The organism is Pseudomonas sp. DL (genome assembly GCF_047199225.1).
GTDB classification, from domain to species: Bacteria; Pseudomonadota; Gammaproteobacteria; order Pseudomonadales; family Pseudomonadaceae; genus Pseudomonas; species Pseudomonas aeruginosa.
The window spans coordinates 2,770,815-2,792,923 of the sequence record NZ_CP178323.1; the positions used below are offsets into that span (position 1 = coordinate 2,770,815).

Here is a 22,109-nt window from a genome sequence, read left to right on the forward strand (position 1 = left end):
CGCCAAGGAGTAACGATATGGACATCCGCAGCCCGCTGAACCAGTGCATCGCCCTGTCCCTGGCCGGCATCCTGTTCCTCAACCCGATCGTCGCCGCGGCGGCGGGGCTGGCGCTGGACAAGGCCGCCGGCGGCAACACCGGCCTGAGCCAGGCGGGCAACGGCGTGCCCGTCGTCAATATCGCCACGCCCAACGGCGCCGGGCTGTCGAACAACCATTTCCGCGACTACAACGTCGGCGCCAACGGGCTGATCCTCAACAACGCCACCGGCAAGACCCAGGGTACCCAGCTCGGCGGGATCATCCTCGGCAACCCCAACCTCAAGGGCCAGGCGGCGCAGGTGATCCTCAACCAGGTCACCGGCGGCAACCGCAGCACCCTGGCCGGCTACACCGAGGTGGCCGGGCAGTCGGCGCGGGTGATCGTCGCCAACCCGCACGGCATCACCTGCCAGGGCTGCGGCTTCATCAACACGCCGCGCGCGACCCTCACCACCGGCAAGCCGATCATGGACGGCCAGCGCCTGGAGCGCTTCCAGGTGGACGGCGGCGACATCGTCGTCGAAGGCGCCGAACTGAACGTCGGCAACCTCGAACAGTTCGACCTGATCACCCGCAGCGCCAAGCTCAACGCCAAGCTCTACGCGAAGAACCTCAACATCGTCACCGGCCGCAACGACGTCCAGGCCGACAGCCTGCAGGCCACGCCGCGCGCCGCCGATGGCAGCGAGAAGCCACAACTGGCGATCGACAGCTCGGCGCTGGGCGGGATGTACGCCGGGGCGATCCGCCTGGTCGGCACCGAGCAGGGCGTGGGGGTGAAGCTGGCCGGCGACATGGCCGCCAGCGGCGGCGACATCCGCATCGACGCCAGCGGCAAGCTGAGCCTGGCCCAGGCCTCCAGCCAGGGCGACCTGAAGATCGCGGCCCAGGCCGTGGAGCTGAACGGCAAGACCTACGCCGGCGGCAGCGCCGAGATTCGCAGCGCGGAGGAACTGGTCAACCGGCAGAGCCTGGCGGCGCGCGAACGCATCGCGCTGGAGGCGGCGCATATCGACAACGCCGGGGTGATCGAAGCCGGCGTCGAGCCAGACGAGCGACGCAACGCGCGTGGCGACCTCGAGCTGCGCAGCGGCACCCTGCGCAACGCCGGCAGCCTGGTGGCCAGCCGCGCGCTGGAAGCGAAGGCGAGCCAGGCGCTGGACAACCAGGGCGGCAGCCTGAAGGGGGCGACCGTCCGGGTCGACGGCGGACACCTGGACAACCGTGGCGGCAAGCTGCTCGCCGAGGGCGAACTGCGGGTCGAGGCGAGCAGCCTGGACAACCGCCAGGACGGCCTGTTGCAGAGCCGGGACCGCGCCGTGGTCAAGACCCGTGGCGATCTCGACAACCGTGGCGGCCAGGTCGTCGGTCTGAACGAACTGCAGGTCCAGGCTGCCGCACTGGACAATCGCAGTGCCGGTCTCCTTTCCAGCAAGGGAGACATGGACATCGAGTTCGCTCGTCTGGACAACAGTGCGGGCGGCAAGCTGGTCAGCGAGCGCCGTACGCTCCTGAAGGCGGATCGGCTCGATAATCGCAGCGGTCGCATTGTCGCCGGCCAGGATCTCGACTTGAGCTCTCGGTTGATCGACAACCGAGCGGGCGATATCTCCAGCACGTCGAGGGTGGTGGCGAGCGCTCGCGAACAGTTGGACAACCGCGGTGGCAAGATCGTCGGTGACAGTGGCCTGGACATCACAACGCCACGCATGCTCAACCAGGACAAGGGGGTACTCGCCAGCCGCGATGGGCTGCGCCTGAGTGCTACGGAGTTGTTCAACGGCGCGGGGGGCCTGCTGTCCAGCCAGAAGGGTATCGACGTCTCCCTGGCCGGTGCGTTCGATAACCAGGCCGGCAGCCTGGACAGCCGGGGCTTCCTGACGGTGAAGTCAGCCTGGCTCGACAACCAGGGCGGTACGCTATCCAGCGCAGGGGCATTGGCAGTGACCAGCCAGGGCGCCCTGAACAATCAGGGCGGCAGACTGGCGAGCGACGCCGGACTTAGCTTGAGCAGCGCCAGCCTCGACAACAGCCAGGCCGGTGCGATCAGTGGCAAGGGGGCCGTGGAGATTCGTACCGGCAACCTGAACAACAGCCGGAAAGCCAGTATCGGCAGCGATGCGGGACTCACCCTGGTCGCCGCTCGGGTAGACAACAGCCAGGCGGGCCGGATCGCCGCCAAGGGTGTGATCGATGCGGATCTCCAAGGGCTGGACCAGCATGACAGGGGCAACCTGGTCAGCGATACCGGCATCACGCTCGATCTGAACAAGGGAAGCCTGGTCAATCGCGCTCAAGGCCTGATCGCCACGCCTGGCACCTTGCTCCTGCGCCAACTCGGCGTGGTGGACAACAGCGGTGGGGAAATCTCCAGCGACCGCGCGTTCACTCTTGCCACCTCCGCGTTGAACAACCAGGGGGGACGCCTGCTCAGCGGCGGAGCCCTGACCTTGCGTATCGCGCAGGCCCTGGACAACAGCCTCGAGGGGATTGTCTCCGGTGCTGGAGGTCTGGATATCCAGGCATTCGTCCTGGACAACCGTAGTGGCTCCATCGGCAGCAAGGGCGCCATCGATATCGGTGTGACCCGCCTGGAAAACGACGCTGGCACACTGATCGCTGAACGCGGCCTGAAGCTGGTAGCCGATGAGGCGAACAGTTCCAAGGGGCGTATCGCCGCCAATGGTAGCCTGCATGCCAAGGTTGGCACGCTGAGCCAGAAGGGAGGAGAACTGACCAGTCAGGACTCGCTGACTCTCGACCTGGGCATCCTAAACAATAACGCTGGCCGTATCGCTGGCAACCAGGGCGTGGACATCACGGCCCGGCAGGTGGACAACAGCGTCGGCGAGATTGCCAGCCAGGGCGTGGTGGCGCTGAACCTCACTGAGCAGCTGGACAACCGTGGCGGCAAGATCGTCGGTGACAGTGGTCTGGGCATCACCGCGCCGCACGTGCTCAACCAGGACAAGGGGGTACTCGCCAGCCGCGATGGGCTGCGCCTGAGTGCTACGGAGTTGTTCAACGGCGCGGGGGGCCTGCTGTCCAGCCAGAAGGGTATCGACGTCTCCCTGGCCGGTGCGTTCGATAACCAGGCCGGCAGCCTGGACAGCCGGGGCTTCCTGACGGTGAAGTCAGCCTGGCTCGACAACCAGGGCGGTACGCTATCCAGCGCAGGGGCATTGGCAGTGACCAGCCAGGGCGCCCTGAACAATCAGGGCGGCAGACTGGCGAGCGACGCCGGACTTAGCTTGAGCAGCGCCAGCCTCGACAACAGCCAGGCCGGTGCGATCAGTGGCAAGGGGGCCGTGGAGATTCGTACCGGCAACCTGAACAACAGCCGGAAAGCCAGTATCGGCAGCGATGCGGGACTCACCCTGGTCGCCGCTCGGGTAGACAACAGCCAGGCGGGCCGGATCGCCGCCAAGGGTGCGATCGATGCGGCTCTCCAAGGGCTGGACCAGCATGACAGGGGCAACCTGGTCAGCGATACCGGCATCACGCTCGATCTGAACAAGGGAAGCCTGGTCAATCGCGCTCAAGGCCTGATCGCCACGCCTGGCACTTTGCTCTTGCGCCAACTCGGCGTGGTGGACAACAGCGGTGGGGAAATCTCCAGCGACCGCGCGTTCACTCTTGCCACCTCCGCGTTGAATAACCAGGGGGGACGCCTGCTCAGCGGCGGAGCCCTGACCTTGCGTATCGCGCAGGCCCTGGACAACAGCCTCGAGGGGATTGTCTCCGGTGCCGGAGGTCTGGATATCCAGGCATTCGTCCTGGACAACCGTAGTGGCTCCATCGGCAGCAAGGGCGCCATCGATATCGGTGTGACCCGCCTGGAAAACGACGCTGGCACGCTGATCGCCGAACGCGGCCTGAAGCTGGTAGCCGATGAGGCGAACAATTCCAAGGGGCGTATCGTCGCCAAGGATGATCTGCGTGCCAAACTCGGTGCGCTGGTGCAGAACGGGGGTGAGCTGACGACTCAGGGCGCGCTGGCCCTCGACGCCGACAAAGTCGACAACGGCGCTGGTCGCATCGCCGGCAACCGAGGTGTGGTCATCGATGCCCGGCAGGTGGACAACCGTGCCGGCGAGATTGCCAGCCAGGGCGTGGCGACGCTGAATCTCACTGAGCAACTGGACAACCGTGGCGGCAAAGTCGTTGCTGACAGTGGTCTGGGCATCACCGCGCCACGCGTGCTCAACCAGGACAAGGGAGTAATCGCCAGCCGCGATGGGCTGCGCCTGAGTGGTACCGAATTGTTCAATGGCAATGCCGGACTGCTCAGCAGTCAGAGACATATAGAGGTCACTCTGGACGGCGTGCTGGACAATCAGGGCAAGGGCGCGCTGCTCAGCGACGGTACCCTGACGGTGAGCGCCGGGCGCATACACAACCAGGACGCCACTCTGTCCAGCGCCGGTGCGCTGAGACTGAGCAGCCAGGAGGCGGTGGACAACCGTGGCGGCAAGTTGGTGACGGACTCCAGCCTGCGCCTGACCAGCGCCAGCCTGGACAACAGCCGATCAGGGATCATCAGTGCCAACGCTGCGGCGGAGATCCATACCGGGGTTCTGAACAACAGCCAGAAAGGCAATCTTGGCAGTAATGACGGGCTCGGCCTGATTGCTACTGAGGTGGATAACAGCCAGGAAGGTCGGATCACTGCCAAAGGCATGATCGACGCAAATATCAAGGGACTCGATCAGCAGGGCAAAGGGCGGCTGGTCAGTAATGCCGGCATCATACTCGACCTGAACGAGGGAACCCTGGCCAATGGCGCTCAGGGCCTGATCGCCACGCCTGGAACCTTGCTCCTGCGCCAACTCGGCATGGTGGACAACAGCGGCGGGGAAATTTCCAGCGACCGAGCCTTCACACTCACCACCTCCGCGCTGACCAACCAGGGTGGCCGCCTGCGCAGCGGCGGTGTACTGACGTTGCGCATCGCCCAGGCTCTGGACAACAGCCTCGAAGGTGTTCTCTCCGGCACCGGAGGCCTGGATATCCGGGCGCTTGCCCTGGACAACCGCAGTGGCTCCATCGGCAGCAAGGGCGCCGTCGATATCGACGTGTCCCGTTTGGAAAACGATGACGGCGACCTGCTTAGCGAAGGTCGTCTGAAACTGACTGCCGAGCGAGCGAACAGTGTCAGGGGACGGATCGCGGCCAGGGGTGACCTGCACGCCAGCGTGACAGCCTTTAACCAGGCGGGTGGCGAATTGAGCAGCGAGGGTGCGCTGATGCTCGAGGCCGATAGCCTCGACAACCGCAGCGGCGGTCTGGTCAGTGCTGATGGCAACCTGACCGTTTCCGCCCGGAGGATCGACAACCGTGCGGGCGAAATCGCCAGCCCGGGCCAGGTGACACTGGACGTCGCCGAGCAGTTGGACAACCGAGGCGGCAAGGCCATCGGCGATAGCGGACTTCGCCTCGCCGCGCCACGGGTACTCAACCAGGACGGCGGGGTACTCGCCAGTCGTGATGGGCTGCGCCTGAATGGCGCCGAACTGTTCAATGGCAACGGCGGCCTGCTCAGCAGCCAGCAAAGCATCGACGTCATTCTGGACGGCGTATTGGGCAATCAGGCGGGCAGCTTGAGCAGCCAGGGACGCCTGAGCGTGAAGAGCGGTCGGCTGGACAACCAGGGCGGTGCAGTCTCCAGCGCCGGGACCTTGTCGCTTTCCAGCCAGGGTGCGTTGAACAACCAGGGGGGCAGGGTGGTCACCGACGCCGGTGCCGTCCTGCGCAGCGCCAGCCTCGACAATAGCCAGGGCGGCATCGTCAGCGCCAAGGGGGCCGCGGAGATCCGTACTGGCAGCCTCAACAATAGCCAGAAGGGCGGCATAGGCAGCGGTGCCGGGCTCGCGCTGGTCGCGGACCTGGTGGACAACAGCCAGAACGGCCGGATCACTGCCAAGGGTGCGATCGATGCCAACCTGAAGGGGCTGGATCAGCAGGGCAGCGGCAGGCTGGTCAGCGATACGGCCATCGCGCTCGATCTGCGCGGGGGAGAACTGGTCAACCGTGCTCAGGGCCTGATCGCCACGCCTGGAGCCTTGCTGCTGCGGCAACTGGGTGTCGTGGACAACAGTGGCGGTGGCGAGATCTCCAGCGATCGAAGCTTTACCCTCGCCGCGACCGCGCTGAGCAACCGGGGTGGCCGCGTGATCAGCGGCGACTCCCTGACCCTGCGCATCGCCCAGGCACTGGACAACAGCCTCCAAGGCGTTCTTTCCGCAAGCGGAGGGCTGGATGTCGCTGCACTCGTCTTCGACAACCATAGCGGCATCGTTGCTAGCAAGGGCGATACACACATCGGGGTGAACCGCCTGGAGAACGAGGCAGGCCGCGTGGTCAGCGAAGGCGCCCTGGATCTGACCGCCAAGCAGGTGAGCAGCGCCAAGGGGCGCATTGCCGCGAAGGGCGATCTGCAGGTCACGGTTGGCACCCTGGAGCAGCAGGGTGGAGAACTGGCCAGTCAGGGGACGCTGACTCTCGACGCCGATAGCCTGGATAACCGCAATGGCGGCCTGGTGAGCGCCGATGGCGGGGTCACCGCCGAGGCACGCCAGATCGATAACCGCGGTGGGGAAATATCCAGCGTGGCCAAGGTGGCTCTGGCTGTCCGGGAACAACTGGACAACCGGGGGGGCAAGGTGATCGGCGACAGTGAGCTGAGCCTAACCGTGCAGCGCCTGCTGAACCAGGCCAAGGGTGTGCTCGCCAGTCGCGATGGATTGCACCTGGACGGCGCGGAACTGCTCAATGGCGATGGCGGCCTGCTCAGCAGCCAACGCCAGGTGGATGTAACGCTCAGTGGTGCATTGGACAACCAGGGGAGCGGTGCACTGGTCAGCGAAGGGTCGCTGACAGTGAAGGCCGACCAGGTCAATAACCAGGCGGGGACTTTCTCCAGTGCGGGTAGCCTGCTCGTTACCAGCCGGGGCGAGTTGAACAACCAGGGTGGCAGGTTGGTGACCGATGCTGGAGCCACCCTGAACAGCACTGGCTTCGACAACAGCCGTGCGGGCCTGGTCAGTGCGAAAGGGGCTGTGGCCATTCGTACCGGAGCCCTGAACAACAGTCAGAAGGGATCCATTGGCGGCAATACGGGCGTCACCCTGGTCGCCGGGTTGGTCGACAACGGCCGGGAAGGACGGATCAGCACCAAGGGTACGCTCGACGCCAACCTGAAAGGGTTGCTTCAGCAGGGGGGAGGCTCGCTGGTCGGCGAGCGCGGTGTCACCCTCGACCTCAACGGTGGCACCCTGGACAACCACGACCTCGGTCTGGTTTCAACGCCTGGCGCGCTCCTGCTGCGCCAACTCGGCATGGTGGACAACAGCGTCGGCGGAGAGATATCCAGCGACCGTGCTTTCACCCTCGCCGCCAACACACTGAACAATCAGGGCGGGCGGCTGATCAGCAGCGAAGCTTTGACCCTGCGCATCGCCAAGGCACTGGACAACAGTCTCAAGGGGCAGGTCCTGGCGACCGACGGACTGGCCATCGAGTCTCAGGTCCTGGACAACCGTGCGGGAACCATCGGCAGCAAGGGCGATGCCCGTATCAGCGTGACCAGCCTGGACAACGCCGAACAAGGCAGCCTGGTGAGTGAAGGCCGCCTGGAGCTTGTAGCCGACCAGGTGAGCAACGGCAACCAAGGCCGTATCGCCGCCAGAGGCGTGCTGGAGGCGGCGGTCGGTACGCTGCTCCAGCAAGGCGGCGAACTGGTCAGCCAGGGGAGCCTGGACCTTCGCGCCGACACGCTCGACAACAGCCAGTCCGGGCTGATCGCCGCGAATGGCGGCATCGCTATCGAGGCGCGGCAGGTCGACAACCGCGCCGGCGAGATTTCCAGCACCTCGAAGGTCGCCGTGAACGCCCGCGAGCAACTGGACAACCGCGGCGGCAAGGTCATCGGCGACAGCGGCCTGCGCCTCACCGTGCAGCGCCTGCTGAACCAGGCCAAGGGGGTGCTGGCCGGGCGCGACGGCCTGAGCCTGGACGGCGGCGAACTGTTCAACGGCGGCGGCGGGCGGCTCGACAGCCAGAACAGCCTGAGCGTGAGCCTCGGCGGCGTGCTGGACAACCAGGGCGGCGCGCTGGTCAGCGAAGGCAGCCTGACGGCGCGCGCCGCGCGCCTGGACAACCGTGGCGGAACCTTCTCCAGCGCCGGTGCGCTGGCGCTGACCAGCCAGGCCGCGCTGGACAACCAGGGCGGCAGGCTGCTCAGCGATGCCGGCGTGACGCTGAAGGGCGCCAGCCTCGACAACAGCCGTTCCGGCGTGATCAGCGCCAAGGGTGCGGTGGATATCCGCACCGGCGTGCTGGACAACAGCCGCAACGGCGGCATCGGCAGCAACGCCGGCATCACCCTGGTGGCCGCCCGGCTGGACAACGGCCAGCAGGGCCGGGTCAGCGCCAAGGGCCTGCTCGACGCCAACCTGAAAGGCCTCGACCAGCGCGGAGGCGGCGTCCTGGTCAGCGAAACCGGCGTCACCCTCGACCTCAATGGCGGCACGCTGGTCAACCGCGACGGCGGCCTGATCGCCACGCCCGGCGCGCTGCTGCTGCGCCAGCTCGGCGTGGTGGACAACGGCGCCGGCGGGGAAATCTCCAGCGACCGCGCCTTCACCCTCGCCGCCGCCAGCCTGGACAACCGCGGCGGGCGCCTGATCGGCGCCGCCAGCCTGACCCTGCGCATCGCCCAGGCCCTGGACAACAGCCTGGCCGGGGTGATCTCCGGCGCCGCCGGCCTGGACATCGCGGCCGCTCGCCTGGACAACAGCGCCAAGGGCACCCTGGCCAGCCGCGCCGGCATCGACCTGCGCGTCGACGGCGCGCTGGACAACCACGCCGAAGGCACCGTTTCCGGCGCCCGCCTGACGCTCGCCAGCGCCTCCCTGGACAACAGCGGCAAGGGCCTGCTCTCCGGCAACGCCGGCCTGAGCGTCGCCACTGGCGCGCTGGACAACGCCGAGGGTGGCCAACTGATCAGCCAGGGCGTCCTGGACGTCAGCAGCGCCGACCTCGACAACCGTGGCGGCGCCCTCAGTGGCAAGCAGTCGCTGCGCCTGAGCGCCGCCAACCTGGACAACCGTGGCGGCCTGCTCACCAGCGACGGCGAACTGGAACTGACGGCAGGGCGCGTCGATTCCGCCGACGGCGGCGAAATCTCCGCCCGGGGCGACCTGCGCCTGACGGTCGAGCGCCTGGTGCAACGCCAGGGCCGGCTGATCGGCGAGCGCGGCGTCAGTCTCGACCTGCGGGGCGGCGACCTGGACAACCAGGGCGGCCTGATCAGTGCCCGCGGCCCGCTGAGCATCGAGCGGCTGAACGTCCTCGACAACCGCCAGGGCGGCGAGATTTCCAGCCAGCAGGGCTTCGAGCTGCTGGCCAGGCGCATCGACAACGGCCAGCAGGGGCGCATCATCAGCGCCGGGAAACTGCGCCTGGACGCCGACGCGCTGGGCAACGCCGGCGCCGGCCTGCTCTCCGGATGGCAGGGCCTGACGGTGACAGGCGGGAGCCTGGACAACAGCGCCGGCGGCACCCTTTCGAGCAAGGACGGCGAGCTGGCCATCAGCCTCGGCGGCGCGCTGGACAACCACGGCCAGGGCGCGCTGGTCAGCAAGGGCGCGCAACGGATCGACGCCGCCAGCCTGGATAACGCCCAGGGCATCGTCTCCGGCGAAAGCGACGTGACCCTGAGCATCGCCGGGAAGCTGGACAACGGCCAGGGCGGCCTGGTCTCGGCGCAGCGCGCGCTGAGCTTCGAGCGCGACGATACGCTGCTGAACAACGCCGGCGGCCGGATCAACGGCGGCAGCCTGCTGCTCAAGGGCGCCAGCCTGGATAACAGCGACGGCCAGTTGATCAGCCAGGGCCGGCTCGACGCCATCCTCGGCGGCGCCCTGGTCAACACCGGCGCGGCGCGCCTGGCCAGCGGCGGCGACCTGCTGCTGCGCAGCGCCAGCGTCGACAACCGCGGCGGCAAGCTGGTCAGCCAGGGGCTGCTGGAGATCACCACCGGCAGCCTCGACAACAGCGCCTCCGGCACCCTCGCCAGCCAGGCCGGCATGAGCCTGCGCCTGGGCGGCGGCGCCCTGCGCAACCAGCAGGACGGCCTGATCTTCAGCCAGGCCGGCGCCCTCGAGGTGCAGGCCGGCAGCCTGGACAACCGCCAGGGCACGCTCCAGGCCCAGGGCGACAACCGGCTGCGTATCGGTGGCGCGCTGAGCAACCAGGGCGGCCGCCTGGACAGCCGGGCCGGCAACCTCGACCTGCAGAGCGGCAGCCTCGACAACGGCGCCGGCGGCGTGCTCAACAGCGCCAAGGGTTGGCTGAAGCTGGTCACCGGGCTGTTCGACAACAGCGCCGGCGTCACCCAGGCGCAGTCGCTGGAGATTCGCGCCGGGCAAGGCGTGCGCAACCAGCAGGGCCATCTCTCGGCGCTGGGCGGCGACAACCGCATCGTCACCGCCGACTTCGACAACCAGGGTGGCGGCCTCTACGCCAGCGGCCTGCTCAGCCTCGACGGCCAGCGCTTCCTCAACCAGGGCGCGGCGGCGGGCCAGGGCGGCAAGGTCGGCGCCGGGCGCATCGACTTCAGCCTGGCCGGCGCGCTGGCCAACCGCTTCGGCCAGTTGGAAAGCGAAAGCGAGCTGCACCTGCGCGCCGCCGCGATCGACAACAGCGGCGGCAGCCTGCGCGCCCTCGGCCGCAGCGGCAGCACGCGGCTGGTCGCTGGCGGCCTGAACAACGCCTACGGCGTGCTGGAAAGCGCCAACCAGGACCTCGACCTGCAACTGGGCAGCCTGGCCAACGCCGGCGGGCGCATCCTCCACACCGGCAACGGCACCTTCGGCCTGGATTCCGGGCAGGTGATCCGCGCCGGCGGCGAACTGACCACCAATGGCCTGCTGGACATCCGCGCCAGCGAATGGACCAACAGCAGCGTGCTGCAAGCCGGACGCCTGAACCTGGACATCGGCACCTTCCGCCAGACGGCCGAGGGCAAGCTGCTGGCGGTGCAGTCCTTCACTGGCCGCGGCGGCGACTGGAGCAACGACGGCCTGCTGGCCAGCGACGGCAGCTTCCGCCTCGACCTGAGCGGCGGCTACCGTGGCAACGGCCGCGCCACCAGCCTCGGCGACTTCGCCCTGAACGCCGCCAGCCTCGACCTCGGCAACGCCGCCAGCCTCGCCGGCGGTGCCAATGTCACGCTCGGCGCCGGCAACCTGCTGGTCAACCGTGGGCGGATCACCGCCGCCGGCGACCTCGTGGCCAGCGCCGCGAGCCTGAACAACTACGGCACCCTGGGCGGCGGCGGCAACCTGCGATTGAACGCGCCCGCCCTGCTCAACGAGCGCGGGTTGCTGTTCAGTGGCGCCGACATGACCCTGCGCGCCGGCGACATCACCAACCTCTACGGGGATGTGTACAGCCTCGGCAGGCTGGATATCGCCCGCGACGATGCCGGCAACCGTGCCGCCAGCCTGGAAAATATCTCGGCGAATATAGAAAGCTCTGGAGATACCAGGATTTCTGCCAGCAATATCGTAAATAAGAAAGAATTTTTTGAGGTGTCATCTGAGCTTGTTTCCAGTGCAATCGGGATGCGGAGAACGTCGCCTGGTAACGGCCACATGGTCTTGCTGGAGAATTACGAGTCGAGTCTGAAAGCTGATGCTCCATCCGCAAGTATTTCTGCAGGAGGGAGTCTCTATGTGCTGGGCTCAGATTTTCTCAATTCGGCATCCTATGTAACGGCTTCAAAAGACATCGATGTGCGTGTAGACAGATTTACCAATCAGGGCGCTACATTAGGAAAGTACTCGGTAAGGAGATCCTTCGAACACCCTTGGCTGCGCGAAGACAAAAGTATTCTGAGTTTTTGGCGCTCGGTAATGGAATATAATGCTTCGAATGATTCGCAATATCTTCCTTCCAGAAGAGGCGGGGCTCCAAATACCGTCAGTGGTGGATCCATACATTATTGGGATGAGAACTGGAATGAGTCGATTGCCTATACTGGTTGGAAAATGGGAGGGACGGCTAACCGAGAAACCCATGTGTTGATTGGTTGGCAAGATTACTGGACCTTTATTACACCTAGTAATTTTTATGGAATATTTCCTGAGGCGAAATACACAGAAGGTGTAAGGGTGCCACTTCCTGATGCAATAAGGAATGTCAATTACTTTGATGTTCTTACTGTTTCGGATGGTGCACAGAAAGGTGTGGCTGATGCCGTTGTGCAGGCGGCGGGAAAGGTCAGTATCACGGCTAGCCAAGAGATAAATAATAGCGTCGTTCGAGAAGGACTGCCGGTATCGTCCGAGCTAGGGATAGCCTTGAATACACAAGTGTCGGCTAATACCTCATCTACTATTGTCAACTTGAACAGTCAACTGCCACCAGACTTGGCAAGGCAACAGATCACTCCTCTCACCCTACCGGGCTTCAGCCTGCCTCAAGGCCAGAATGGGCTCTTCCGCCTGGCGTCTCAAGGAGCCCAGGTGAACCAGGCAAGTGGTGCTCTGAAATCCGCCAGCGATCTCACCCAGAGCGGCGATGGCGTATCTGTATCCGCACAGGCAGGCAGTGACGCAAGTGGCTGGAGTACCCAGGCGCGTCGTGTCGGCGATGATCGGGTCACCTCGCTTGCCGGTTCCGCCTATCAGGGCCGGGTAGCTGAGGCTATCGATGCGCTACGGGCTTCTGCGCCAATCTCGGGCGACGGGGGAAACACTGGCCGTTTCCAGGCCGGTGAGCACCAGGCGACCACGGGACTGAGTGGACTCGTCGAGGGCAATGCATCGGGTCACAGCGGCAATGGCGTCATCCTCGCCGATCTGCGCGGTGGTCTCCCCTCGTTCTCAAGCCTTCCCGCGGCTGATCGTGTTCAAGGCACAGTACCCGGTTACGATGGGAATGGAACTATTCTCGCCAATTGGCAGGGTGCGCAGGCGACGGTCCAGGCCTCGCCTTCGACAGTGCGTGTAGAGGGGGTAGTCTCCAGTCCAGGTGGCAATGGCAGCATCCTTGCCGATCTGCCGGCTGAGCAGTCGTCGGTGCAGGCACTGCCTTCGGCCGTTAGGGCTCAGGGCAGCCTGCCTCGCCTCGAAGAGCGGAGTGCCCTTCTTGCCGAGCCTCCGGTTGGGCAGCCAGCGCTGCAAACCCTGCCGTCGGTTGCGCGCGTTGAGGGCGTGCCCAGCAATACCATACCGAGCAACAGCCACAAGTATCTGATCGAGACCAACCCGGCGCTCACCGAGCTGAAGCAGTTCCTTAACTCGGACTACCTGCTCGGTGGCCTGGGTATCAATCCGGATGACAGCAAGAAGCGCCTGGGCGACGGTCTATACGAGCAGCGCCTGGTACGCGAAGCGATCGTCCAGCGTACGGGGCAGCGCTTCATCGCCGGATTGAACAGCGACGAAGCGATGTTCCGCTATCTGATGGACAACGCCATCGCCAGCAAGGACGTATTGGGACTGACCCCTGGCGTCACCCTCAGCGCCGCCCAGGTGGCCGCGCTGACCCACGACATCGTTTGGCTGGAAGAAGTCGAGGTGAATGGCGAGAAGGTCCTCGCCCCCGTGGTCTACCTGGCCCAGGCCGAGGGGCGGTTGGGCCCGAACGGCGCGCTGATCCAGGGGCGCGACGTGAACCTGATCACCGGCGGGGACCTGAGGAACGCCGGTACCCTGCGCGCGCAGAACGACCTCAGCGCGACAGCCGGCAACATCGACAACAGCGGCCTGATCGAGGCCGGCAACCGCCTCGACCTGCTGGCCAGCGGCTCCATCCGCAATGACCAGGGCGGCATCATTGCCGGGCGCGAGGTAAGCCTCTCCGCCCTTACCGGAGACGTCATCAATGAACGGACGGTGACCCAGCACCAGTCCTCCTACAGGGGAACCGGTACCACTGAGGCATTTGCCGATAGCGCCGCGCGTATCGAGGCTGCGCAGAAGCTGACCGTTTCGGCAGGACGCGATGTAGCCAATATTGGCGGTGTCATCGACAGCAAGGGCGACCTCGCCTTGCAAGGCGGCAGGGATGTCCTGGTTTCGGCTGCGGTAGCGGAGCGGGGCTGGACGGCAGGAAGCCAGGCATACCAGACCCAGACGACCCAGATGGGCGCCGAGGTCGTGGCGGGGCGCGATATCAGCGTCAGCGCCGGACGCGATATCAGCGTCGCGGGCAGCCGCATCGACGCTCGTCGCGACGTGACATTCGAGGCGGGTCGCGATGTGGGCCTGGTCGCGGCTGCCAACGAAGAGCATGCCTATGGCAAGACCAAGAAGGTCACTTTCCAGGACGACAAGATCACCCAGCAGGCCACTCGCGTGGACGCTGGCGGCGACCTGGCGATCAATGCCGGACAGGACCTGCGGCTGGTCGCGAGCCAGGCCAGCGCCGGCGACGAAGCCTACCTGGTGGCCGGCGACAAGCTGGAGCTGCTGGCCGCCAACGACAGCAGTTACTACCTCTACGACAAGAAGAGCAAAGGCAGCTTCGGTAGCAAGAAGACCCGGCGCGACGAAATCACCGATGTGACGGCAGTGGGCAGCCAAATATCCAGCGGCGGCGACCTCACCCTGCTCAGTGGCGGCGACCAGACTTACCAGGGCGCGAAGCTGGAATCGGGCAACGACCTGGCCATCGTCAGTGGCGGCGCGGTGACCTTCGACGCGGTGAAGGACCTGCACCAGGAGAGCCACGAGAAGAGCAAGGGCGACCTGGCGTGGCAGTCGTCGAAGGGCAAGGGCCAGACCGACGAAACCGTACGCCAGAGCCAGCTCGTCGCCCAGGGCAACCTGGCGATCAAGGCCGTGGAAGGCCTGAAGATCGACCTCAAGCACATCGACCAGAAGACCGTGAGCCAGACCATCGACGCGATGGTGCAGGCGGATCCGCAACTGGCCTGGTTGAAGCAGATGGAGCAGCGCGGCGATGTGGATTGGCGGCGCGTGCAGGAACTGCATGACAGCTGGAAGTACAGCAACTCCGGGCTGGGCGTCGGCGCGCAGTTGGCGATAGCGATTGTCGTGACTTACTTCACGGCGGGTGCGGCGAGTGCGGCATTGGGATCGATGGCGGGTGTGGGGGCGGGCTCAGGAAGCATGATGGCTGCTGCCGGTAGCACTGCAATGGTCCAGGCCGGTACAGCAGTAGGAACAGCTGCCGCCGGCTGGGCGAATGCCGCTGGAACTGCCGTGGCTATGGGCATGGCCAGCAATGGAGCGATCAGCACCATCAACAACCGGGGAAACCTGGGGGATGTCGTCAAGGACGTGACCTCCAGCGATGCGCTGAGGGGCTATGTAGTCGCTGGCACGACTGCGGGGCTGACTGCCGGCGTCTACGACAAATGGACCTCGACCCAGACCGGCACCTCGACCGCTCTACCGAACACCGGGGCCGTGGCGCCCGCCGCAGGGTTGGGCACCTGGCAAGGTGTGGGCCAGTTCACCTCGAACCAGTTGCTGCAGAATGGCACTTCGGTGCTGTTGGACCGAGCGCTGGGCGGCAAGGGCAGCCTGGGCGATGCGTTGCAAAACAGCCTGGCAAATGCCTTTGCGGCCTACGGCTTCAAGCTGATTGGCGACACCACCCATGGTGTGCTGGACGACGGCAGCCTCGGCAAGATCGGCTTGCACGCCCTGATGGGAGGTCTGGCCGCCGAAGCGGTCGGTGGCGATTTCCGTACCGGAGCCCTGGCTGCGGGAGTCAACGAGGCGCTGGTGGATAGCCTCGCCAAGCAATACGCCAGCCTGCCCATCGATGACAAGAAGGGCCTGCTGACCATGAGTTCGCAGTTGATCGGCATGCTGGCGGCTTCGACGCAGGGCGATGCGGACGCCAAGAGCTTGCAGACGGGGGCCTGGGTGGCGGGGAATGCCACCCAACACAACTACCTCAGTCATTGGCAGGAGGAGAAGAAGCGGCAGGAGGTCGATGGCTGCAAGGACAAACAGCTCTGCAAAACCGGAATAGAAGCCAAATGGGCAATTATTTCGGCCCAGCAGGATGTCGGTATCGTCGTAGGTGTTGGAGGAGGCATCGGTCTTTCGACAGCTGAAACCGCAGTGGGTGTTTATGAGCTGGTCAAGAACTGGAGGGAAACCTATGCAGCTCTGGAGCAGTTGGCCACATCGCCAGAATTCCGGCAGCAATTTGGCGATAACTACCTGAAGGGGCTGGAAGAGCGCGCCGCATTCTTGACCCAGGCATACGAGGATGCCGGCTGGCAAGGTTCGGTCACAGCTGGTGTCGAGGGCGGTAGGTTCGCTGCGGAACTTGTTGGCGTTCTGACGGCAGTGAAAGGTGGCGCGCAGATAACCGCCAAGCTGCCAACAGCAGCCAAGAACCTGGTCAACGCGATTGCGGAGTCACCTGTTTCCGGTAGTATGAGTTCGCAGCTCGGGGCAGTGGGGGACTTGGGTCGGCTGGGTGGGGGGGCAAAAGGAGCGACTCCTAAGACTGAAACGTATTTTAGAGTCGAAGGCGGTGGCTCCGGTGCAGCAACGAGCCAAAATCGAATTACTGTGAATACCGATGGCAGTATTAAAATTAACCCTGGATGCTCTGGGCAGCTTTGTGTCAGTGTGGGGAGTGCTGATCATGCGAGCTACTTCTTAACTAACAAGCGTCCGGACGGGTCGGTAGTAGTGTTTGAGGTAGATGCAGGTCTTCATAAGCAGATAATGGATAGTGCGATACCTCAGCGCCCAGTTCCGGGCGTTCCACGAGATCCGTCGGCACCCAAAATTGTAGATCCGAGCCAACCAGGCGTTGCTTTAGAGCTGCCCAAGATGTGGGAGTCGTTACTTGAAAAGCACTCAAGCAATGCGCGCTTATACTCTCATGACGAGTTTTTGAAGGAGTTTGGGAGATGACTCAGTGGCAACTGTTAGCTGATGATTTGTGGGGTGGTGAAAAAAATATATGCTTTTTTGTTCATTCGGGTGCGTGCTTCTGGGTTGTGGATGATAAATTCAACTTCAGCTTGGATGCGGAGAAGGATTATCGTGCATACCTTGATAAGGGTCATATAACTCAGGAGCAATATGCGTCGGCATGCATGACGTTTAGAGGTGGGGTTCTTAAACTTACTGCTGAGAATTTTTTGAAATATTTGAGGGCGGAGGAGCGGTGGGTGTTATCGCGGCAAGACCTAAAAGATATGTTTGTGTGCGGGCTTGATTTGAGCGAGTCTTTGCATGGAAGAATTGAAGATTACTATCTTTCTGGTGTTGAGTTGAGTGCAAGCTACTTTCATGATGCTAATACTGTTGCCTCTAGGCTTCCAATGTTCTATGTGAATTTCGATCGCAAAATTTACATGCATATGGACTGTAATCGGGCGCATGAAGAATTGGCTTACTCAGACTGGCTTGCTAAGTGTTCGGATTTTTGCCATTTAGTGCCCGATAGGGAGAGGTATTGGGTTTTAGAGGGTATGGATTATTGGAAGTATAGATTTTTGCAATCGGCATAAGATGCAAAAGTGTAGAAGCATAAAGGGGACAAGCATAAAGGGGACGGATTTATTTTCACTGCTCTAGAACTAAAAGGTAGATAGATTTTCCCCGTTCAGTAATTCCCTGTTCTTTAATAATTTACTTTTTCGATTTTAAAAGAAGAGCACTGACCTCCCTTTCGCTACTTCCGCAGAGTCCTGAACCTCCGGCCCCGCCATCCCTGGCGGGTCGCTCGCCGGGGCAACGTATGCGTTGCCTGGAGAAGAAGGGCCTGCTGACCATGAGTCCGCAGTTGATCGGCGTGCTGGCAGCTTCGACGCAGGGCGATGCGGACGCCAAGAGCTTGCAGACGGGAGCCTGGGTGGCGGGGAATGCCACCCAACACAACTACCTCAGTCATTGGCAGGAGGAGAAGAAGCGGCAGGAGGTCGATGGCTGCAAGGACAAACAGCTCTGCAAAACCGGAATAGAAGCCAAATGGGCAATTATTTCGGCCCAGCAGGATGTCGGTATCGTCGTAGGTGTTGGAGGAGGCATCGGTCTTTCGACAGCTGAAACCGCAGTGGGTGTTTATGAGCTGGTCAAGAACTGGAGGGAAACCTATGCAGCTCTGGAGCAGTTGGCCACTTCGCCAGAGTTCCGGCAGCAGTTTGGCGATAACTACCTGAAGGGGCTGGAGGAGCGCGCCGCATTCTTGACCCAGGCATACGAGGATGCCGGCTGGCAAGGTTCGGTCACAGCTGGTGTCGAGGGCGGTAGGTTCGCTGCGGAACTTGTTGGCGTTCTGACGGCAGTGAAAGGTGGCGCGCAGATAACCGCCAAGCTGCCAACAGCAGCCAAGAACCTGGTCAACGCGATTGCGGAGTCACCTGTTTCCGGTAGTATGAGTTCGCAGCTCGGGGCAGTGGGGGACTTGGGTAAGCTGGGTGGGGGGCCAAAAGGATCAGCAACGGCTCTTCAGAATTTTGGTGGACGCACTGCTAATGACCTTGTTGCTGCTGCAACTGAACCAATCAACAAGGAAGGTTTGACTAAGGCTGCTAGAGCCCTTACCAAACACGCATCCGGGCAAAGAGCGACAGGAACATTTCCAAAGCTTACTGGCGGAATTGAAAATCAAAATTCAGTGGCTCAGAAGATTGTTGATGAAATAGTCACTGATCCGAAAGCTGTGTACACAAACCTTAGTCGAGGAGGGCTTGAAATTCGAGTTCCTGATGGTCGGGGCATACGCTATAACAGTGATGGCTCCTTCTCTACATTCCTTGATCCGAAACTGTGATTATGAAACTCGAACGAAATCCCGATTTTGAAATTCTGCGCTCTAGTGATGTACGATACGAGCATCTCACGACCGAGGTTCAGTACAAAGGTGAGCCAGTTGCTCAGATCAACCAAGATAAAGGTAAAGAAAACTTAGAGCTGGAGATATTTGCAGACTTGAAGGATGCAGTTTTACGAGTTCCACTGGATGATTTTCTGGAGTCTCTGAGGTTGGCAAGGAACTCTTTGCTCAGTAATGATTAGTTGGTGCAAAAGGAGTTCAAAAACTTCCTGAACTCGGCGGGGTTGTTACGTTTCTTAGCTCTCAAGCAGAAAATTTACAGCATAAAGGGGACAGATTTATTTTCCCTACTCTAATTCTCTGAGCAGAGAGGCTCCAGTGCAGACACCGTAAGGAGGCTCCGCGATGCCCTAGGTAAGGGCGATTGGTTTAGCGAGTTATTCGCTTTGAGGGGGTTGGCGTGGGCGGTTGCTGAAATTATAGTAGTAAAAATAAATCTGTCCCCTTTTTCCTTAGAGTCGGTTGAAATAACCGGTGCGAAGGTTTCCAATAAAATCACAGATGCTCGTTTCCCTGGGATTGTTGAGTACAGCTATCAGTTGCCTAGAGCTAACACTAAGGGCGAATTTATTGGTGGGTATAAGTCTGTATCCACGAAAACGACTTACGACCCCAAAATTCTGCCAGATAGTAAAGTGGCTGATATGTCTAGTCGCGCGGCAGTCCAGGCGGAATCTGTATTCAAAGCCAATCCGGCCTTGAGGGAAACTAGTATCAAGGTTGATGGCTATTACTTCCAGGTGACACGTAACAGCAAGACTGGCGAAATAACAAATTCCTTCATCACTATGCCTCCGAGGATAAAATGATGGCTTGTTTGTCTTGGCTTGAAAAGCTCAAGGAATCATTCGCTTCCACTGGTCTGGACTATGAAGACCTATACGAGCTAATAGAGGCATCTATAACGAGGAAGAGGACTAACTTCCCTGCGTTTATAAATGAGGCTTCGAAGGGGGTTGGCTTCTCTGTGGGTGAGGGACATTTCTACTCTCTTGATCAGGATTGGGATGATCCTGAAGAGTTTAATGAGGTCAGTTTCTTTTTGGGGGAAGTGGAGACCTCAAGTATTCCAGTGCTCGACTATGTTTTTTTGATGAAGATTGCAGCCGATGTTTATTCTGATTTCTTCCCCGAGGAGAGGGATAGTGTTCTAAGTTCGGCTAAAAAATTGGAGGAGCGTTACTCAAAGAGATTCCCGGTCTAGCCGGAGGTTCTTATTTCACTCGAGTAAAGGGGCGAATAAAGGGGTAGATTTATTTTCCCTGCTCTAATTCTCTGAGCAAGGAGGCTCCGCTATGCCTAGGCAGATGCGAGAGGTTTTACTGAACTATCCGCTTCACGTGGTTCAGTATGGGTAAGATCGGCAGTGGTATTATACAGTGGGGGTGAGGAGTAAGCACTAGTCAGAATTAGAGTAGGGAAAATAAACCTGTCCCCTTTTCCGATCAAAATATTTACTGATCAGGGAATCCTTGATCTAGGGCAGCAGGCCGCAGCTGGCGGCTATAAGGACGCGCTATCTAAAGGGCTGAGTCAATATGACTCTGTTGCCGGGGGTGTCACTTTTAGGGTTTATTTAGATAAGTTCACAGGAACGGTGACAAATTTCCACCCGAAGTAAAGGAGGTGCTTGTGAAAGAATTGTTTGGTCAGCCATACAGCGAGTCAGACCCTTATTGGGTCGTTAGAGCATAAAGGGGACAGAGCATAAAGGGGACAGATTTATTTTTCCTACTCTAATTTTCTAAGCAGGGAGGCTCCAGCGCAGACGCCGTAAGGAGGCTCCGCGATGCCTAGGCAGAGGCGAGTGGTTTTACTGAACTATCCGCTTTACGTGGTCCAGCGGGGACACAATCGGCAAGTGGTATTCGCCGAGGACGAGGACTACCAGCGTTACCTCTCCGATCTACGGGACCTCAAGGATGCCTTTGGTATCAAGGTCTACGCATTTTGCCTGATGACCAACCATGTCCATCTGCTCTTGGCGCCTGGTGATTCGCTGTCTGGCTTGGCGCAACTGATGAAAACGCTGGCGGCGCGCACGACACGATATCGGAATCGCTTGGAGGGCCGTTCCGGAACGTTGTGGGAAAGTCGCTATAAATCGAGTGTCGTACAGAGCGATGCTTACCTGCTGGCGTGTTGCCGGTACATCGAACTGAACCCTGTTCGGGCGCGGATGGTGGACGATGTGGCGGCCTATCCCTGGTCAAGTTATGGGCGCGGGCGGATTGGTTGAAGGAGCCAAACTGGTTGGATATGGATCCCTGCTTCATTGAGCTAGGTCAGACGGCCGAAGAGCGATATCGGCGATACGTAACGTTCATGAAAGAGGCGATACCGTCCGAGGAATTGAGGCTGATTCGCGAGGCGGTTCAGCGTGGACAACTGACGGGCAATCAACGGTTCGTGGACGAGATCGAGCGGGTAGCCGGGGTGAGAATAGAGCGGCGTGGGCAAGGGCGGCCGAGATTAGAGCAGGGAAAATAAATCTGTCCCCTTTTTTCTTAGTGGATGCAAAGATTGCGGCTAATGGAAAACCTCACCCGAATGGAAATATGGCGGATGCTCATGCCGAAATTGGAATTATTCAGCAAGCATATAATGCAGGGAAAACCACTGGTGCAGATATGGCCTTGAAGGTTGAAGGTAAAGCTGTTTGCAGCTATTGCCGTGGTGATATCGCGGCAGCGGTAGAAAAGGCTGGTTTGAACTCTCTACAGATAAACGAAGTGACTACAGGAAGAACTCTATATTGGAAGCCTGGTATGCGGTCTTTGAGGGAGCTTGAATGATGGCTGCTTTCTCGCTGTCTTGGGTTTTTGGCGTGGGTGCTCAAGCTAAGGGGGGAAGGAATAGATTTCCCTCTTGGGATGATGTCCTCTCTTATCTAGAGCTAATCAGAGAGGGTAAAGGTTCGGTCACTCTTGAACTTATTTCCAAGACGGCTGTGGGGCCGCAGTCGCTACAAGTACAGTCTGAAGGCGGAAAGTATGTCGTCTCTTTGGGGGAAGACGATGGGGTGGACTATATTGTTCGATCTTATAGAAATTTAAAGCTGCAAGGCATACCCTTCGAAGTGTTGGGGGATGTTTGGGATGGCGTCTTGATATGCGATGAATTTTCTATACTGAAAAATATATTTGAAGAATTCTTCCTAACAGGTGACGTCAGTAAGGAGCTTCTCAATTAAGATTTTTTCTTAATAAAAGAAGGAT

General features: G+C 61.2%; 6 protein-coding genes and 2 pseudogenes. All 8 read left to right on the forward strand.

Annotated elements, in window-relative coordinates:
• Positions 1 to 17 precede the first annotated feature (17 nt).
• The 8 genes and pseudogenes from tpsA1 to ACI766_RS13245 all read left to right on the forward strand — a co-directional run bounded on the left by tpsA1 (position 18) and on the right by ACI766_RS13245 (position 22,084).
• Positions 18 to 16,961, forward strand: coding sequence for a two-partner secretion system exoprotein TpsA1 (gene tpsA1 / locus ACI766_RS13210; RefSeq protein ID WP_258871336.1), 16,944 nt, complete (start codon positions 18 to 20; stop codon positions 16,959 to 16,961).
• Entirely contained in the window at positions 16,958 to 17,563 is a 606-nt protein-coding gene (locus ACI766_RS13215) for a hypothetical protein (RefSeq protein ID WP_023086187.1), read from the forward strand. Before tpsA1 ends, ACI766_RS13215 begins: the two co-directional genes overlap by 4 nt.
• 242 nt (positions 17,564 to 17,805) lie before the next feature.
• Positions 17,806 to 18,510, forward strand: a pseudogene (locus ACI766_RS13220) (hypothetical protein); the annotation flags it as partial.
• 320 nt (positions 18,511 to 18,830) lie between these two features.
• Positions 18,831 to 19,073, forward strand: a complete 243-nt coding sequence (locus ACI766_RS13225) for a hypothetical protein (RefSeq protein WP_045176722.1) — start codon at positions 18,831 to 18,833, stop codon at positions 19,071 to 19,073.
• Between the two features lie 626 nt (positions 19,074 to 19,699).
• Positions 19,700 to 20,095, forward strand: coding sequence for a hypothetical protein (locus ACI766_RS13230; protein WP_019484989.1), 396 nt, complete (start codon positions 19,700 to 19,702; stop codon positions 20,093 to 20,095).
• Between the two features lie 585 nt (positions 20,096 to 20,680).
• Positions 20,681 to 21,381, forward strand: a pseudogene (locus tag ACI766_RS13235) (transposase).
• Between the two features lie 68 nt (positions 21,382 to 21,449).
• Positions 21,450 to 21,686 carry a hypothetical protein gene (locus ACI766_RS13240; RefSeq protein WP_071534723.1) on the forward strand — a complete coding sequence of 79 codons (237 nt, stop codon included), beginning with the start codon at positions 21,450 to 21,452 and terminating at the stop codon, positions 21,684 to 21,686.
• The gene (locus ACI766_RS13245) at positions 21,683 to 22,084 is read left to right on the forward strand and encodes a DUF6911 family protein (RefSeq protein ID WP_124122756.1); all 402 of its coding nucleotides are present in this window, start codon (positions 21,683 to 21,685) and stop codon (positions 22,082 to 22,084) included. Before ACI766_RS13240 ends, ACI766_RS13245 begins: the two co-directional genes overlap by 4 nt.
• Positions 22,085 to 22,109: the final 25 nt, after the last annotated feature.

Excerpts from the sequence above, each read along its gene's own strand:
- tpsA1 (WP_258871336.1), top strand. The coding sequence starts at position 18 with ATGGACATCCGCAGCCCGCTGAACCAGTGCATCGCCCTGTCCCTGGCC.
- ACI766_RS13215 (WP_023086187.1), top strand. The coding sequence starts at position 16,958 with ATGACTCAGTGGCAACTGTTAGCTGATGATTTGTGGGGTGGTGAAAAA.
- ACI766_RS13225 (WP_045176722.1), top strand. The coding sequence starts at position 18,831 with ATGAAACTCGAACGAAATCCCGATTTTGAAATTCTGCGCTCTAGTGAT.
- ACI766_RS13230 (WP_019484989.1), top strand. The coding sequence starts at position 19,700 with ATGGCTTGTTTGTCTTGGCTTGAAAAGCTCAAGGAATCATTCGCTTCC.
- ACI766_RS13240 (WP_071534723.1), top strand. The coding sequence starts at position 21,450 with ATGGCGGATGCTCATGCCGAAATTGGAATTATTCAGCAAGCATATAAT.
- ACI766_RS13245 (WP_124122756.1), top strand. The coding sequence starts at position 21,683 with ATGATGGCTGCTTTCTCGCTGTCTTGGGTTTTTGGCGTGGGTGCTCAA.